General features: G+C 39.5%; 17 protein-coding genes and 2 tRNA genes. 15 read left to right on the top strand and 4 right to left on the bottom strand.

The genetic code is table 11. The annotated features are described in order from the left end of the window. The 8 genes from SD31_RS17370 to SD31_RS08645 form a co-directional block, all read left to right on the top strand. A partial coding sequence (locus tag SD31_RS17370) for a hypothetical protein (RefSeq protein ID WP_197053629.1) occupies window positions 1-217 on the top strand: 217 nt, incomplete at its 5' end. Between the two features lie 3 nt (window positions 218-220). Further along, window positions 221-1,540 carry a TolC family protein gene (locus SD31_RS08675; RefSeq protein WP_039053833.1) on the top strand — a complete coding sequence of 440 codons (1,320 nt, stop codon included), beginning with the start codon at window positions 221-223 and terminating at the stop codon, window positions 1,538-1,540. An 18-nt stretch (window positions 1,541-1,558) separates the two neighbouring features. Next, window positions 1,559-2,614 (top strand): efflux RND transporter periplasmic adaptor subunit, encoded by a 1,056-nt coding sequence (locus SD31_RS08670; protein WP_039053832.1) that lies wholly within the window; start codon window positions 1,559-1,561, stop codon window positions 2,612-2,614. Between the two features lie 19 nt (window positions 2,615-2,633). Then, entirely contained in the window at window positions 2,634-5,828 is a 3,195-nt protein-coding gene (locus SD31_RS08665) for an efflux RND transporter permease subunit (RefSeq protein ID WP_039053831.1), read from the top strand. 196 nt (window positions 5,829-6,024) lie between these two features. Next, a tRNA-Arg gene (locus SD31_RS08660) sits at window positions 6,025-6,098 on the top strand. Between the two features lie 71 nt (window positions 6,099-6,169). Then, entirely contained in the window at window positions 6,170-6,745 is a 576-nt protein-coding gene (locus SD31_RS08655) for an adenylate kinase (RefSeq protein WP_039053830.1), read from the top strand. A 20-nt stretch (window positions 6,746-6,765) separates the two neighbouring features. After that, window positions 6,766-7,767 (top strand): GTPase ObgE, encoded by a 1,002-nt coding sequence (gene obgE, locus SD31_RS08650; protein WP_039053829.1) that lies wholly within the window; start codon window positions 6,766-6,768, stop codon window positions 7,765-7,767. A 140-nt stretch (window positions 7,768-7,907) separates the two neighbouring features. Continuing rightward, a tRNA-Lys gene (locus SD31_RS08645) sits at window positions 7,908-7,980 on the top strand. A 46-nt stretch (window positions 7,981-8,026) separates the two neighbouring features. On the opposite strand, the gene SD31_RS08640 is transcribed toward SD31_RS08645, so the two are convergent. Then, window positions 8,027-8,389: a winged helix-turn-helix transcriptional regulator gene (locus tag SD31_RS08640; RefSeq protein ID WP_052258851.1), complete on the bottom strand. Its 363-nt coding sequence runs from the start codon at window positions 8,387-8,389 to the stop codon at window positions 8,027-8,029. Between the two features lie 90 nt (window positions 8,390-8,479). On the opposite strand from SD31_RS08640, the gene SD31_RS08635 reads away from it, so the two are divergent. The 7 genes from SD31_RS08635 (at window position 8,480) to SD31_RS08615 (ending at window position 12,080) form a co-directional block, all read left to right on the top strand. Beyond that, complete coding sequence (locus SD31_RS08635) at window positions 8,480-9,136, top strand: SDR family NAD(P)-dependent oxidoreductase (RefSeq protein WP_052258849.1); 657 nt, start codon at window positions 8,480-8,482, stop codon at window positions 9,134-9,136. 43 nt (window positions 9,137-9,179) lie between these two features. Continuing rightward, window positions 9,180-9,317: a hypothetical protein gene (locus tag SD31_RS16590; protein WP_156138283.1), complete on the top strand. Its 138-nt coding sequence runs from the start codon at window positions 9,180-9,182 to the stop codon at window positions 9,315-9,317. A gap of 17 nt (window positions 9,318-9,334) precedes the next feature. Then, the gene (locus tag SD31_RS08630) at window positions 9,335-9,727 is read left to right on the top strand and encodes a DoxX family protein (RefSeq protein ID WP_197053628.1); all 393 of its coding nucleotides are present in this window, start codon (window positions 9,335-9,337) and stop codon (window positions 9,725-9,727) included. Window positions 9,728-10,124: 397 nt separating this feature from the next. Beyond that, the gene (locus SD31_RS08625; RefSeq protein ID WP_231561373.1) at window positions 10,125-10,655 is read left to right on the top strand and encodes a Crp/Fnr family transcriptional regulator; all 531 of its coding nucleotides are present in this window, start codon (window positions 10,125-10,127) and stop codon (window positions 10,653-10,655) included. Between the two features lie 126 nt (window positions 10,656-10,781). Further along, on the top strand, window positions 10,782-11,222 hold the full coding sequence (locus tag SD31_RS08620) for a carboxymuconolactone decarboxylase family protein (RefSeq protein WP_039053827.1): 441 nt from the start codon (window positions 10,782-10,784) through the stop codon (window positions 11,220-11,222). Between the two features lie 113 nt (window positions 11,223-11,335). Further along, window positions 11,336-11,521: an SDR family NAD(P)-dependent oxidoreductase gene (locus SD31_RS20200; RefSeq protein WP_052258848.1), complete on the top strand. Its 186-nt coding sequence runs from the start codon at window positions 11,336-11,338 to the stop codon at window positions 11,519-11,521. Window position 11,522: 1 nt separating this feature from the next. After that, window positions 11,523-12,080 carry an SDR family NAD(P)-dependent oxidoreductase gene (locus SD31_RS08615; protein WP_082021885.1) on the top strand — a complete coding sequence of 186 codons (558 nt, stop codon included), beginning with the start codon at window positions 11,523-11,525 and terminating at the stop codon, window positions 12,078-12,080. 26 nt (window positions 12,081-12,106) lie between these two features. Here the strand turns inward: SD31_RS08615 and SD31_RS08610 are convergent, their stop codons facing one another. The 3 genes from SD31_RS08610 to SD31_RS08600 are packed head-to-tail and all read right to left on the bottom strand — an operon-like array spanning window position 12,107 to window position 14,134. Beyond that, window positions 12,107-13,465: an AAA family ATPase gene (locus SD31_RS08610; RefSeq protein ID WP_039053826.1), complete on the bottom strand. Its 1,359-nt coding sequence runs from the start codon at window positions 13,463-13,465 to the stop codon at window positions 12,107-12,109. After that, window positions 13,462-13,923: a hypothetical protein gene (locus tag SD31_RS08605; protein WP_039053825.1), complete on the bottom strand. Its 462-nt coding sequence runs from the start codon at window positions 13,921-13,923 to the stop codon at window positions 13,462-13,464. The genes SD31_RS08610 and SD31_RS08605 overlap by 4 nt, the downstream gene beginning before the upstream one ends. Then, window positions 13,913-14,134 carry a hypothetical protein gene (locus SD31_RS08600; RefSeq protein WP_039053824.1) on the bottom strand — a complete coding sequence of 74 codons (222 nt, stop codon included), beginning with the start codon at window positions 14,132-14,134 and terminating at the stop codon, window positions 13,913-13,915. Before SD31_RS08600 ends, SD31_RS08605 begins: the two co-directional genes overlap by 11 nt. Window positions 14,135-14,351 lie beyond the last annotated feature (217 nt).

Raw genomic sequence — 14,351 nt, 5'->3', positions numbered from 1 at the left:
AGTGCAGAAGGCCGTAGAAGACGGCTCGTTGAAGTTGGATAATATCGAAGAGTCTTGTGCCATCTTTGGAGATATCATCCGTGGGTTGACCTTGACTTACACTATAGAAGATATACTCTGCAAGATTCCAAACCTGGAAAATGTAGATAAGATACTTGCCAGCCAGATTAACGCCGCTAAATTAATTTTTCAAGAACGTATAGTTACTAATAAATAACCGATGAGAAAGATCAGATTAATTGCTGTTTTATTAGCCGGGATGTTTAGTTTTTCTTATGCCGATGCGCAAGAAATCTTAACACTGAAAGATGCGATAAAATATGCTTTGCAGAATAAGGCAGAAGCTAAGAAAGCTGCCTTAGACTTAGAAAATGCACAATATCAGATTGATGAGGTGCGCGGTACGGCCTTGCCTCAGATCAATGCTGCCGGAAGTTTGAAATACAATGTCATCATTCCGGAAATGGCTATTGATATGGGAGGTGTGGTGAACAAGGTGAAAATGGGCCAACCGTGGAATGCTACGGGAGTAGTTTCGTTGAACCAACAACTGTTCAACCAATCGGTATTCACCGGTCTGAAGGCCGCTACCACCACGCGAGAGTTTTATATTATCAATAAACAGTTGACCGATGAGCAATTAATAGAACGTGTGGCGACTGCATATTACGAGGTGTATCAAACTCAATTGCAGTTACAAACCATAGAAACAAACTTAAATAGTACGACTAAAATCCGAGATGTCATTGCGGGTCTGGTGTCTGCCGGATTAGGTAAGCAGATTGACTTGGACAGAACGAACGTACAGATTAACAACCTGATTGCCAACCGCCAGATCGTGGTGAACGCCCTAGAGCTTAAGGAAAATGCGTTGAAGTTCGCCATTGGCATGCCTATGGATAAAGATATTACCCTTCCGGACAATACATTTGAGGTCGATGCTAACATCGCTTTGGAGGAAGCTAATATTGACAACCGTACAGAAATTCTTTTGACCAAGAAACAAATCGAACTATTGGAACTGAACAAGAAGTCTAAAGTTGCCGACTTGTATCCTCGTCTATCGCTGGGAGCTGACTTCGGTTGGAGTGGGTTCGGTAAAGGCTTTCCTATAGGAGGAGATTTCTTCTGGCCAAAAACTTCCAGTATTGGTTTGAACCTTTCAATTCCTATTTTTACAGGTGGTTCTACTAGAGCAAGGATTAAACAGGCCGATATTCAAATCCGTCAGGCACAAGTCTCTTTGGAAGATATGAAACTGGGCTTGAGCTTGGAAAATGACAACGCCAAAGCGCAAATCAAGAATTCTTTGCTTACTATCAACACCAACAGAAGTAACGTGTCATTGGCCAAAGAGGTATTGGAAGACACAGAGAATAATTATAAAAATGGTTTAGCTACACTTACAGAACTTCTTGATGCAGAGCGTGCTTATGCTGACGCTCAAAATAACCTTAATACAGCATTATTAAACTATAAGATAGCTGAAATCCAATTGATCAAAGCTAAAGGAGAATTGAAATCATTAGTAAACGAATAATAGACTAAATATATTTTTATGAAACGTGCAATAATTACGGTAATTATTATCGCAGCAGCAATAGGTGGTATTTTCTTTATTTTGAAAAAGAATAAAGCTAAGAACGACGCAGTTACACAAGAAGCATCCAAAACCAATGCATATGTGGCAGTGCGTGTAGATACTGCACAAAATGCTACGGTAGATGCGTCTTATGTGGCAAATGGTACTTTCGAACCTAAACAGGAAGTGATTGTGGCAGCTGAAACAGCAGGTCGTGTGGTGCGAGTGTTGGTTGACGAAGGTGCGTATGTATCTGCCGGACAAACATTGGCTGTCGTGGAAGGCGACAAATTGAATGTGAACGTAGCAAACGCGCAAGCGAATTACGATAATGCTTTACAGAATCTACAACGATTTGAAAGTGCTTTCAAAACAGGAGGGGTTACCCAACAACAATTGGACCAAGCAAGATTAAGTTTTGAAAACGCGAAAAACAACCTTCGCAGTGCTAAACTTACTGCTGGAGATGTAACTATCAAAACATCGGTAGCAGGAATCGTAAACTCCCGTAAAATAGAACCGGGATCTTACGTAAATCCAGGAACAGCGGCTTTCGAGATTGTGAACGTTAGTTCATTGAAATTGCGTGTTAACGTGGATGAGAAAAATGTAGCTACTCTTGCCGTAGGACAACCTGTAAATGTTACGGCTAGTGTTTATAACGACAAAACCTACGCCGGACGCATTACTTTCATTGCTCCTAAGTCGGATGGAAGCTTAAATTTCCCTGTGGAAATTGAAGTGCCTAACAAAGGCAATGAGTTGCGCGCAGGTATGTATGGAACAGCTCACTTTGGCGGTAACAGTACTGCTAATGTGTTGGTGGTGCCACGTGCAGCATTCGTGGGTTCTGTATCGGACAACACGATTTTCGTGGCTAAGGACGGTAAAGCTGTAGAAACTAAAGTAGTTTCAGGAAGAAGCTTCGGCGATAAAATCGAGATCGTTAGCGGCCTTAATGCCGGTGATGTGGTGATTATTTCAGGTCAAATTAACTTATTGAACGGAACTGCAATCGAAATTATTAAGTAAGATTGGGTAAATAGCTATTATGAAAATTTCAGAAATATCGATAAAACGACCTAGTATCATCTTGGTGTTGTTCATCATTTTGACACTAGGTGGGCTTTTCTCGTATTCTCAACTGGGGTATGAGTTAATTCCTAAGTTTGAGGTAAACGTGATTACCATTCAGACGGTATATCCGGGAGCTTCACCTACAGAAGTAGAAAATACCGTTACCAAAAAGATTGAAGATGCGGTAGCCTCTTTGGAGATGGTTAAAAAAATTGAATCCACCTCCTTAGAAGGGGTGTCCGTGGTGATGGTTACCTTAAACAATGGTGCCGATGTAAACTTCCTGTTGACCGATGCTCAACGTAAAATCAATGCGGTGATCAACGACCTTCCGGAAGATGCTAAGACACCGTCATTGAACAAATTCTCCTTGGATGATGTTGCTATCATGAACTTGGCCGTAACATCTAATCTTTCGGAGAAAGAACTGTATGATTTATTGGATAAAAAGATACAGCCTGTTTTCGCTCGTATCAACGGTGTGGCTAAGGTGGATATGATCGGTGGTGAGCAACGTGAAATTCAGGTGAAAGTGGATCCTGACAAGTTGCAGGGCTATGGATTGAGCATCTCCACTATCCAACAGGTCATCCAAGCATCCAATATGGACTTCCCTACAGGTAATGTGGCTTCTAAAGAAAATAGAACGACCATACGTTTGGCGGGAAAAGTGAGAAGTATTGAGGAATTGCGCAACTTGCCTATTACCACCCCTAAGGGAATCACAATATACCTGAAGGATGTGGCTGATGTTCAGGATGGCATAACGGAAATTGAAAAGATTGCCCGTGTGGACCGTAAGAACACGATTATGTTGCAAGTCTTCAAGCAATCGGACGCTAACGCCGTAGCCGTATCCGAATTGGTGCGTAAAACCATAGCTCAATATGATGATGAGGGTAATCTTATCGGTGGGGTAGAGAAGGACTATGAAGCACAAGGTGTAAAAATCATGGTGGCTAACGACACATCTACCTTCACCTTGATTGCGGCAAATAACGTGATTCATGACTTGATGATAGCCGTAGTATTGGTAGGTTTCATCATGTTGTTCTTCTTACATTCATTGCGTAATGCCGCTATCACGATGGTGGCAATCCCATTGTCGCTGATTGCTACTTTCATCGGGCTTCTTTTGATGGGATATACGCTTAACTTGATGTCCTTACTAGGTCTGTCATTGGTGGTAGGTATTCTCGTGGACGACGCTATCGTGGTTATCGAGAACATTCACCGCCATATGGAGATGGGTAAGAATAAAGTGCGAGCGGCTTTTGACGGAACTAAAGAAATTGGATTTACCGTTACGGCTATTACCTTGGTAATCGTGGTGGTGTTCTTGCCTATTGCGATGTCTACAGGTTTGGTGGCCAATATTTTGGCACAGTTCTGTGTGACGGTAATTATTTCGACTATGTTATCGTTGCTGGTATCTTTTACCGTAGTGCCATGGTTATACTCCCGTTTTGGTAAGTTAGAATATTTAAGCCAAACTTCTTTCTTTGGAAAGATTGTTCACGGCTTTGAGGCAGGACTTGATGCCTTTACACATAAAATTTCGGATATTTTGAAATGGGCGTTACGCACAAGAGTAAATAAAGTGGTTACGTTGCTGATTTCTCTTGTGTTGTTTGTCGTATCCATAGCTTTGATTCCTGCGGGATTTATCGGTTCGGACTTCTTTCCTTCAAACGATAGAGGTGAGTTCTACCTACAATTTGAATTAGAGAAAGATGCTTCTCTCGAGAAAACCAACATCTTAACACGTAAGGCGGAAGAAATCTTGTCAAGCAAACCCGAAATCGAAAGAATCATCACTACTGTAGGGCAGTCTTCGGATGGTGGTCTCGGTTCAGTGTCAGGAACACGCTATAAATCCGAAATCCAGGTTATCCTTACCGATGAAGCCAAACGTCGTATGAACTCGAAAGTGTATTCGGTTCAATTACGTAATGAGTTGCTTCCACAGCTTGTAGGTGCCAAAATCAAGACTGTACCGGTAGGTATCATGGGGGCTGAGCAGTCGCCTTTGAAGCTTACTATTATCGCTTCAACAGTTGAAGATGCACAGGAGTTTGCCATGCAGGCGGCCGACCTATTAAGAGAAATTCCGGGAACCAAGGATGTTAAGTTGTCGTCGGAAAGCGGTAACCCTGAGATCTCCGTGAAAGTGGATCGTGATAAGATGACGTCCTTGAATCTTAACATTGCGACGGTAGGTTTAACCATGCAGACAGCTTTCTCCGGAAATACGGACAATAAGTTTCGCGCCGGGGATAACGAATACGATATCAACATTCAGTTTGATGATAAAGGACGTACAAGCCTTGAAGACGTTAAAAACCTTCAGTTTATCAACAGTCAGGGAACGGCTATTAAGTTGTCACAATTTGCAGATGTAGAATATAGCTCAGGTCCAACGATGTTGGAACGTCGTGATAAGTCGCCTGCTGTTTCCGTACAAGGTGGGGTTGTTGGGCGCCCTACAGGTACCGTAGCACAAGAATGGGAAGCTAAGTTTAGCCAATTACCACGTAAACCGGGAGTATCATACGTGTGGGGCGGTAACATGGAAAACCAAGCTGAAGGTTTCGGTACATTGGGTATTGCTTTAATGGCTTCTTTAATCTTGGTGTACTTGGTGATGGTAGCCCTTTATGACAACTTTATTACACCTTTTGTGGTATTATTCTCAATTCCATTGTCATTTATCGGTGCCTTATTGGCGTTGGCGTTGACGAACCAGTCATTAAATATCTTCACCATCTTGGGTATTATCATGTTGATTGGTTTGGTGGCCAAAAATGCGATTATGCTTGTGGACTTTGCTAACCACCGTAAGGAAGAAGGCATGAATACGCACGACGCTTTGGTGGCGGCCAACCATGCCCGTCTTCGTCCGATCCTGATGACGACGATAGCCATGGTGTTCGGTATGATTCCTATTGCTATTGCGCAAGGAGAAGGTTCCGACATCAACAGAGGTCTTGCCATCGTAATCATCGGTGGTCTACTGTCGTCCATGTTCTTAACCCTTGTGGTAGTACCGGTAGTGTATTCGATTATGGATAGTCTGAAACACCGCTTCAGTAAAGGCAAGAAAGTAGATTATGCTGCCGAAATGGTGGCTGACTATGTGCCAAATGAGCATTTTATTGACAAACACTAGTATTTGTTTAATAAATCTTAAAAAGGAGAGCTAAAATGCTCTCCTTTTTTTTGTGGTTGAGCGTCATGGACTTAGTTGATTTTTTCGAAAAATAATGTATATTAAAGGTGGTGAAAAAAAATTTGAACTAAAGGCTTTTTAGTGTATATTTGCATCACCAAAACGGAAGAGGCTATACCCGGAAGTGATGGTTGAAGCATTCCTAGCTCAATTGGATAGAGCATCTGACTACGGATCAGAAGGTTAGGGGTTCGACTCCCTTGGAATGCACTTAGTTAACTGAAAGCCTAATTCATAAAGGATTAGGCTTTTTATTTTGTACAAAGTAAAATAATCAAATTATGCTAAACCTTGTATTATTTGGTCCTCCAGGAGCGGGAAAAGGAACTCAATCTGAAAAACTTATCAACAAATACAATTTGGTTCATATCTCGACGGGGGATATTTTCCGAGCACATATCAAAAACCAAACTGAATTGGGAAAACAGGTAAGTCAAATTATCGCTGAAGGTAATCTTGTACCTGATTCCATTACCATAGCTATGTTGGAGGAAGAAATCCAAAAGAACCCTCAAGCGAAAGGTTTTATCTTTGATGGCTTTCCACGCACAGTAGCGCAAGCGGAAGCATTGGACAACTTCCTTGCTAGTATCAACAGTTCCATTTCGGGGGTGATTGCTTTAGATGTTACCGAAGAGGAGCTTACACAACGTATCGCTAAACGTCAGGAGATTTCAGGACGTGCAGACGATGCAGCAGATAAATTGAAAAAACGTATTGAAGAATATTTCAGCAAGACCATTCATGTATTGCCTTACTATGAAAAGCAAGGTAAGCTTACCAAAGTGAATGGTATCGGAGAAATCGAGACGATTTTCACCGAGCTATGTGCTGTTATCGATAGTTATAAAGCGTAATTAAGAAAGAGAAGTATTTTATGGCTCAAGGTTCAAATTTTGTTGATTATGTAAAAGTGTGTTGTCGTTCAGGACGCGGAGGGGCAGGTTCTGCACATTTGCATCGCGACAAATTTACCGCCAAAGGAGGACCAGATGGAGGAGATGGCGGACGCGGAGGACACATCATTCTAAAAGGTTCTTCGCATCACTGGACCTTGCTACACCTGAAATATAGAAAACATATCATTGCCGAGGACGGGCAGCCGGGAGGTTCGGCACTCCGTACTGGAGCGAATGGTAAAGATGTGATATTGGAAGTGCCGCTAGGTACGGTTGCTAAAGATGCCGAAACAGGAGAGGTGTTGTTCGAAATTACAGAAGATGGTGAGACGAAGATTCTCACAGCGGGAGGTCGTGGTGGTTTAGGTAACTGGCATTTTAAGTCTGCGACCTTACAGACACCACGTTTTGCACAACCGGGAGAGCCAGGGAAAGAACAGTGGGTTATCCTCGAATTGAAGGTGTTGGCCGATGTAGGACTGGTAGGGTTTCCTAATGCCGGAAAATCGACCTTACTGTCCGTTGTGTCTGCTGCAAAACCTGAAATCGCCAACTACCCGTTTACAACGCTAGTGCCTAACTTAGGTATAGTTAGTTACCGCGATGGAAAATCATTCATCATGGCCGATATTCCCGGTATTATCGAAGGAGCATCCAAAGGAAAAGGTTTAGGGTTCCGCTTCTTACGACATATCGAACGCAACTCCGTGTTGCTCTTCATGGTGCCCGCCGATACGGACAGAACTATAAAGGAGGAGTACAATATCCTTTTGAATGAACTGAGAGAATACAATCCGGAGATGATGGCTAAACCTCGCTTGTTGGCCATCACCAAATCTGACATGCTGGACGATGAACTGGAGGAGGAGATGAAAGCCGAACTTCCAGAAGGCGTGCCTTATCTTTTCATTTCGTCAGTTTCGGGAAAAAATATTCTACAGCTGAAGGATATGTTGTGGCGAACGATAAACGATAAATAAATAGACCTAAAATTTATTGATTTAAGTATCAATAAGTTTGGTGTGAAAGACAATAAATAATGCAAAATAGTTTGTAGAACCGCTCAAAATAGCTATCTTTGCATCACTTCAAACAAGGAAGTTGATTCGAAAGAATTAAAGATTCCGTAGCTCAGCTGGTAGAGCAATACACTTTTAATGTATGGGTCCTGGGTTCGAGTCCCAGCGGGATCACTAAAAAGAGGGCAAGTCGAGAAAAAGAGATTTGCCCTCTTTTTTATTATGAAGCTTGCTGCTTTTCCCTATGCTTTTTACCCCAATCGTGCAATGTTAACAGCACTTTTTCAAGGCTCTTTCCTTTTTCACTTATGCTGTACTCTACCCTTGGTGGCACTTCTGAATAATCTTTGCGAATAATAAGACCGTCTTCTTGCAATTCTTTGAGTTGTTTGATCAACATCCGCTCAGTAATGTTATTTATTCTTTTCTTTATCTCGGAATAACGTAACGTCTCATTGTCCAACAAAGCAGCAAGGATTCCTACCTTCCATTGTCCACTAATCAAGGAGATGGTATAGAACATACCACAATTCTGCAAAAGGTCTACCTCATTCAGAAAATTAGTTGAATTCCTCTTTCTCATAGCAATAAATGTTTGTACATACAATTTTGTAAGTACTTGCCAAAAGTAAAGGTATAAAATACTTTTGTCTTATCATCAAATCAAAAGGTTATGAACATCATAGAAAGAAAAGTTTGGTTGATAACAGGTGTATCAAAAGGATTAGGCAGGGAACTTGCCAAACAAGTGGCAGATAAGGGAGATATCGTTGTAGGTACTGTTCGCAATGCGCAGGACAAAGCGGATTTTGAAAAAATTTTAGGAGCCAAGGCGTTTATCATTGACCTGTCGAACACAGAACAGATTTCCTCTCTTGTTGACGCCATTATAAATCAATATGGTCAGATTGATGTGTTAGTAAACAATGCTGGTTATGGTGCATTTGGAATGATTGAAGAATTTTCAGAAAACGAAATCATCCATCAATTTAAAGTGAATGTCATAGCAGTATGGAAACTTTGCCAAGCTGTGCTACCTCACATGCGCGAAAAAGGCGGTGGAACAATAATCCAAATTTCTTCTCGTGTGGGAATTCTAGCAGGTGTGGGAAATGGTATTTATGCTTCAAGCAAATTTGCTTTGGAAAGAATGAGAGAATCACTCAAGCAAGAAGTAGAACCTTTTGGCATCAAGGTGATGTTAGCGGAATTAGGTGCACTAAGAACAGATTTCTTCGGAACGTCCGTAAAATATGCCGAAAACAAATTGCCTCTGTACTTTGATACGGCAGGGGACATAAGAAGCAATACAAAAAAGTCTTCATGGTAAACAATCTGGCGATCCGGTTAAAGTAGCCGAGGCTATCATTGAAGTGGTAGATAAAGATGTTCCAACATTTCGTCTTCCTTTGACTACAGGAACCATTGACGCGATGAAGACTAAGATTGCTGAATACCAAAATCTGATTGATCTGTACGAACATAAAGCACGAAACGTGGAATTCTCTTAATCCAATTCGATATCATGATGAAAACTACTTCCAAAGCCGTTTTATACTGGATTTGTTACCTATGGTACTTGTATATCATTGCACCATCGGCCACGAAAAAAATCATACTCTATCCGGGCATGGTGCAAAGTATGCAGTCATTAGGTTTTGATACAACTTGGACACTGGCTATAGGTATAGCAGAGATAATAGGTGTGCTGCTTGTTATTGCGGGATTATTCAAATCACAACTGAGAACGTTGGGCATCTTACTTCTCTTCCCTTTCGTCATCGGAGCATTTACCGCTCACATGGCACATCAAGAGTACTATCACTTTTATAATTCGCTAATTATGTGTGTTCTTTCCTTCATTTTACTATTTCTTGATGAGCGAATTAGAATAAACTTAGGACAGGTTGAAAATAAGTAAATTGAAGCATTATAAGGAGTTGCCGATTATCTCACTCTTAGTACTTAGCCTTTCAAATTTGTTGCAGCCATAACCAAATCACTGCCAGCAGTCTTGTCTCAGAAATTAGTGTAACTTTAGTAAATTCGGCCGGCTTATGCCGGCCAGTTTATTGATATTGGTTACAATCTCGTATTTTTTATGTTCATTCTTTACAGTATTTAATCTTGCAGTGGCTGGCCTTGGGCATTGGGGGGGGCTGATACTAGCATACTGCGATAAACTACATTTTCGTTATATTGATAGTTCTTAGCTTATTGGCTTTAGGTCTAAAGAAACTTCAATAATCCGAACCTGTCCAATTATCAAAAAGGACGATATAGAGTCTACTGAAAAACCAATTAAAAATAGCTGCCACATGACACATGAAGAAAGTAAAAAATATGATTTAATACGACATTTTAAAAGGTTTGTAGAACTAACATCCGAAGAAGAATCCGAAATCGTAAATTACTTTCAGTTAAAGGAATTTTCAAAGAAAGAAAATTTAATGGAATTGAACAGTAGGTGTAGGTATCATTTTTTTGTTTTGAAAGGTTGTCTGAGAATGTTTTTCATTGGGGAAAAAGGAGTGGAGCAGACTATTCAATTTGCGATAGAGAATTGGTGGATTACTGATTATGCTGCTTTTGAGAGGCAAGGAATTACAGAGTTTGCCATTCAAGCTGTTGAGCCTACGTGTGTAATGCAAATAGATTTCAAGAATCAAATGCTTCTATTAGAGGATTTTCCTAAGCTAGAGAGATACTACCGCATGATTTATCAAAGGCTTATGCTGCTTTGCAAATGCGAACAAAATATTTATATGATTTTTCAAAAGAGGAATTTTATCATCATTTTAATAATCACTTTCCTGAATTTACAAGACGGATTCCCCAGCATTTGTTAGCCTCTTACTTGAATATGACCCCTGAATATTTGAGTGAGATCAAAAGTAAATTGCAATCTTAAAATGGTTTAAGATTTTTGGGAGATGTCCTTTTTACTTTTGCTTAGACTTAATTGTGTATAAATTATGGAAAAGAGAATCAATATTCAACAGTTGGAGCCACAGGCATATGAGATAATGTTTGGCTTGGAGAACTATTTGCAAAATTCAAAACTTTCAAAAACACATCTAGAGCTCATTAAAATTAGAGCTTCGCAGTTAAACGGATGTGCTTTTTGTATTGATATGCACACTAAGGAAGCATTAAAAAATGGCGAAAATGCTAGACGTATTTTCCTGCTCAATGCTTGGAAGGAAACAGAATTATTTAGTGAGGAAGAAAAGGTAATTCTGGCTATTACTGAAGAAATTACCTTAATACACTTGCACGGGTTAAGCACAAATACGTATCAGCAGGCCGAAAAACTTTTCGATAAGAACTATTTAGCGCAAATTATAATGGCTGTCGTAACGATTAATGCTTGGAATAGAATAAGTATTAGCACAAATAAAAAAGTTGAAAGCTAATTGTCGTTGGCGCTTAATCTGTGCGAGGAAGGAACGTGTATAGTAAGGGGACAGGAAAGACTATCGGACTTGTTTGTCATTTAAGAACTTTCGTACTATACCAATTAAAAACTATGGGAAACAACCGTTTGAAAACTATTCTCATTACAGGAGGGAGTTCGGGAATAGGATTGGCAACAGCAAGAAGATTTTTCGAAGAGGGTTATCAAGTGCTTATCACAGGCAGAAGTTTATCCAAACTTAAAGACGTAGAACAGAAATATCCCTATTTTATGAGTTTTTCGTTCAGATGTATCTAATATAGAAGATTTAAATGACCTGCCCTCTATCGTAAAAAATCATACCTCCACATTGGATACATTATTTGTAAATGCTGGAATAGGATTGTTCAAAAAATTCGAGGAAATCAGCTTTGATGACTTTGATAAACTAATTTCAATCAATTACAAAGGAGTATTTTTCTCAATACAGAAGTTACTTCCTCTAATGGACAAGGGAAGTAATATAATTATAAATACATCATGGACTCACTTTAGAGGTCTTCCGACTTCTTCGTTGTATGCTTCGTCCAAGGCAGCAATTTCTTATTTAGTAAAAGTGTTGGCCATTGAGTTGGCTCCTTATCACATTCGGGTGAATGCCATAAGCCCTGGCTATACAAGCACGAATCAGTTTAATGAGACGCTGGTAGGGCAGCAACGCTACGAAAAGATGATACATCACGTGCCAGCTAGCCGATTTGCTCAACCCGAAGAAATTGCTAATGCCGTATTTTTCCTTGCTTCCGATAAAGCATCCTATATCAATGGCCAAGAGATTGTTGTTGATGGCGGCTTGACAGCTGTACATGTAGAATAATACAAGCCAACTTGAGGTTGGCTTGCTTAATTAATAAGTGTAATTTGACTTCCTTTTTCTTCATCTTTGGTGATGCGAAGTGCCATCGGGATTCTTTCTTGAAGCTCTTCCACATGGGAAATGATGCCGACGATTCTGTTTTCTTTCTGTAAACTGGTTAAAGTTTCAAAGACAATATTGACTGATTCCAAATCTTGCGTACCAAATCCTTCGTCTATGAAAAAGAAGTTCTTCTCGGATTTTGCCTGGGATTGCACGCTTTCAGCCAAAGCCAGGGCCAAGCTTAAAGAGGCTTGGAATGCCTGTCCACCCGATAAAGTTTTCACGCTTCGAGAGCGACCTTCGTTCAAATAATCGATGATTTCAAAGTCGCCTTTTTCAGATAATTGAAGGCTCAATTGATTTCTCGTCATACGATGAAAACGTATGTTGGCATTATCGCAAAGCTGTCTCAGGTAAATGGATGAAACATATTGAACAAATCCTGCTCCTTTGAACAAATTCGATAAGGTTTTGAGGTTTTCTTCTCGTTTTTGAAGCTTGGCTTGTTCTTTTAAGAGTTCTGCTTTTTTTGCAAATTCTACTTCCAAACGACTGATTTCAGCTTGTAATTTTCCGACCGTTTCGGTGACTGTTTGAAGACGGGTTTCTACTTCTTTCAAAAGACTTTCTTCCTTGGCAAATTCTTCTTCGTCCAGATTTTTTCCTGTCAATTTGGATTCTAAATCCTTAACTGAATTGCGAAGAGTGGATAATTCAATTCGGTAGTTTTGAATTTGTTGACGTATTGCCGCTACATCTAAATTTTGACTCAAAATCGTTTTCACAGCTTCCAAAGAATCCAATCCACTGAGGGAAAGACTTTCCGAAATTTTTTCATTTATGGTTTTAAGTTCATTTTCAATTTCGGCTTTTCGTTTTTGGATGCCTTCCACCAAAGTCTTTTGCGAAGCTAATTTAGGCGTAAGCTCTTGGAAAAGTTTGGTAAACTGCTGATGATTTTTTTCAGTATCCAAGATGGATTGCTCTAAATTTTGAATTTGAGCCTGAATTTTCTCGAATGAAACGCTTTGATAGTCCTCAAATTTTAAGGATTTTAAATAGGATAAATTCGTTTGAATTTCCGCTTGTTTGGCTGTTTCCCGGCGCTTGTATTCCTCCAATTTATGTTGAGCTTTTTCTAGCAACTTCGATTTTTCTTCGGTTTGCGATCGAAGTTCTTTTAGTTGGGCTTGCCAAGATTTTACTTGATTTTGCTTTTCTTGATTGGATTTTTTGATTTGTTCAAATCCTGAGAAATCGTCGGCTTGAAATTCTTTCCAATGGAATTTCTTCCTATGCTCGGAAATTTGTAATTCGAGTATTTTTAAGCTCTCCAATTTCATTTTCTAAATTTTCCTGAAAGAATTTTTTCTTCTTGTTCGATTCGGTCGATTTTTTCCTTTAAATTTTGCCAGTATTTACGTTCTGCCTCCAATTGGTTCCATTGATTTTGCAATTCTTCCAACTGGGTCGAAACATTTTCAACTTGAACAATATTCGGATGATCCAATGCACCGCATAAGGGACAAGGTTCACCGTCTTTCAGTTCCACGGCATAATTGGAAATCTGTTGCTGAACCAATAAATGCTGGCGTTGATTGTCAATTTCTTTTGATTTTAATTCAATTTCATTTTGTTTGTTAGTATATTTAATTTCAAATGATTGAGTGGATTTATATAAAGTTTTAATTTGATTGTTTAATTCTTGAAGATTTTCATTTTTATTTTGAATGGATTTCAGCAATTTAGCCTTTGATTCCTGAAAGTTTTGAGTTTGAAGAAACCATCTTTCAACTTCCATCAAAATAACAGAATCGATGATTTCTTTTCCGAAAGAATTCGATTTTTTCTTCTAATTCTTGGATTTGCGTTTTAATGTTTTGAACTGAATTTTTAGTTTCCTCTACATATTCCAATCCCTTTTGCGAACCGGATATTAAGTTATCAATATCCTTTTTGGCTTCTTGAATTTTCAGAATTAACTCCCAATCATTTTTTTCCGTTTTTTTCAATTTCTAAAGCCTCAAATTGATGGTTGAATTTCACTGAGTTTTTGTTGTACTTCCTGKAAACTTGAGTTTCTTAATTTTTCAAATTTCCAATTCCCGTATTTCTTCCTCGATTTAGCATGKWATCCAGTTGCCTGTTCTGTGTTTTGAGAATTTGGCAATAGTTTGCACATGTTCAAATTCCTCCAATTTTTCTCTACCGTCATTTATGATTCCTGTT

Source organism: Sphingobacterium sp. T2, assembly GCF_000814685.1.
In the GTDB taxonomy this organism is placed as follows: domain Bacteria; phylum Bacteroidota; class Bacteroidia; order Sphingobacteriales; family Sphingobacteriaceae; genus Sphingobacterium; species Sphingobacterium thermophilum.
Note: the sequence above shows the minus strand (reverse complement) of the source record. Positions and strands in the feature narration are given on the sequence as shown.

Coding starts and splice junctions, on each gene's coding strand:
- SD31_RS08675 (WP_039053833.1), top strand. CDS start 221: ATGAGAAAGATCAGATTAATTGCTGTTTTATTAGCCGGGATGTTTAGT.
- SD31_RS08670 (WP_039053832.1), top strand. CDS start 1,559: ATGAAACGTGCAATAATTACGGTAATTATTATCGCAGCAGCAATAGGT.
- SD31_RS08665 (WP_039053831.1), top strand. CDS start 2,634: ATGAAAATTTCAGAAATATCGATAAAACGACCTAGTATCATCTTGGTG.
- SD31_RS08655 (WP_039053830.1), top strand. CDS start 6,170: ATGCTAAACCTTGTATTATTTGGTCCTCCAGGAGCGGGAAAAGGAACT.
- obgE (WP_039053829.1), top strand. CDS start 6,766: ATGGCTCAAGGTTCAAATTTTGTTGATTATGTAAAAGTGTGTTGTCGT.
- SD31_RS08640 (WP_052258851.1), bottom strand. CDS start 8,389: ATGAGAAAGAGGAATTCAACTAATTTTCTGAATGAGGTAGACCTTTTG.
- SD31_RS08635 (WP_052258849.1), top strand. CDS start 8,480: ATGAACATCATAGAAAGAAAAGTTTGGTTGATAACAGGTGTATCAAAA.
- SD31_RS08630 (WP_197053628.1), top strand. CDS start 9,335: ATGAAAACTACTTCCAAAGCCGTTTTATACTGGATTTGTTACCTATGG.
- SD31_RS08625 (WP_231561373.1), top strand. CDS start 10,125: ATGACACATGAAGAAAGTAAAAAATATGATTTAATACGACATTTTAAA.
- SD31_RS08620 (WP_039053827.1), top strand. CDS start 10,782: ATGGAAAAGAGAATCAATATTCAACAGTTGGAGCCACAGGCATATGAG.
- SD31_RS20200 (WP_052258848.1), top strand. CDS start 11,336: ATGGGAAACAACCGTTTGAAAACTATTCTCATTACAGGAGGGAGTTCG.
- SD31_RS08610 (WP_039053826.1), bottom strand. CDS start 13,465: ATGAAATTGGAGAGCTTAAAAATACTCGAATTACAAATTTCCGAGCAT.
- SD31_RS08605 (WP_039053825.1), bottom strand. CDS start 13,923: ATGGAAGTTGAAAGATGGTTTCTTCAAACTCAAAACTTTCAGGAATCA.